This window comes from Prochlorococcus marinus (assembly GCF_001180245.1).
GTDB lineage: Bacteria > Cyanobacteriota > Cyanobacteriia > PCC-6307 > Cyanobiaceae > Prochlorococcus_A > Prochlorococcus_A marinus_F.
Window position 1 is genome coordinate 1 of sequence record NZ_CVSV01000121.1, and the last position, 1,227, is coordinate 1,227.

Sequence of the window (1,227 nt, forward strand, 5' to 3'; positions counted from 1 at the left end):
AATGAATGAACTAATTTTTTATCATAAATATATCCAATAGCCCTTCTCCTAGAGGCCAAACTTCCATCTTTGGCAAGTGAAATCATTCTTTCAGCTTCATTTCTTAAAGCTTTAGCACGAGCTTTTGTTGTAGTTACTCTACCTTCCCTGATTAGTTGAGTAGTTAAACCTCTTAGAAGTGCTTTCCTCTGGTCAGCAGGTTTACTTAATAATGGAATTCTAAGTTGGTGTCTCATAATCTTTAAAGTTGTTAAACAGATGTTCTGCTTTGTGGAATAGAAATGCCGATGCGCTCAAGAGCTTCAATAACCTCATCTGCAGATTTAGAGCCAAAGTTCTTAATTTCAAGAAGATCTTCATAACTGAAGCCCATTAAATCTGAAACTGAGTTAACTTGCGCCCTTTTCAAACAATTATATGCTCTAACGGACAAGTTTAGCTCTTCTAGAGGAATTTGAGCTTCAGGAGATGGTTCAGGTTCTTCAGGAATTTCCTCAACCATTGTGACAGTAGCAAGGGGTTGAAAGAGTTCTATTAAATGATTTGCAGCCTCAGCAATAGCATCGTCAGGACTTGTTGAACCATCTGTTACGACTTCCATTTTTAATCTTTCTCTTCCCGATCCACCTTCTGCTACAGCAGTTTCATCAATCGTAAAATTCACTCTCTTCACTGGCATAAATACAGCATCTATTTGAAGTAAATCAATAGCAGTTGTCTCTTCACTCTTACGGTCTACGGGTCTATATCCAACACCTCTTTCAACATGGATTTCCAACTCTAAATTATGACCTTCTTGAATAGTCGCGATCGGTTTTTCGCCATCAACAATTTCAACTTGAGAGGAGAATTGGATGTCATTCGCCTTAACCTCCATTGGACCACTCGCTACTAATCTGCCGATTTCGAGCTCTGGATTTGAGCTATTTATTGATAGTTGCTTGCAATTAAGAAGAATATCTAAAACGTCTTCTCTAACTCCAGGAATAGTGGCATATTCATGATTAATTCCTGCTATTCTTACTGCAGTAACTGCACTCCCTTCAAGTCCTCCCATAAGGACTCTTCTGAGGGAATTGCCCAAAGTTGTGGCTTGTCCCCTTTCTAGAGGACCAATTAAAAAAGTTCCTGTTTGGGAGCGATCATCTGCTACTTGATGGTCGATTCTGTCAATCTGGTATTGCAACACGGAAAATAATGAGGTTAAGAGTTTTTTTTGGGGGGGGG

2 protein-coding genes are annotated in these 1,227 nt (G+C 39.2%); both read right to left on the reverse strand.

Features of this window, described 5'->3' with window-relative positions:
* A partial coding sequence (locus tag AMO19_RS05090; protein ID WP_075507592.1) for a bL17 family ribosomal protein occupies positions 1–236 on the reverse strand: 236 nt, incomplete at its 3' end.
* A 14-nt stretch (positions 237–250) separates the two neighbouring features.
* The gene (locus AMO19_RS05095) at positions 251–1,189 is read right to left on the reverse strand and encodes a DNA-directed RNA polymerase subunit alpha (protein ID WP_075507593.1); all 939 of its coding nucleotides are present in this window, start codon (positions 1,187–1,189) and stop codon (positions 251–253) included.
* Between the last annotated feature and the right edge of the window lie 38 nt (positions 1,190–1,227).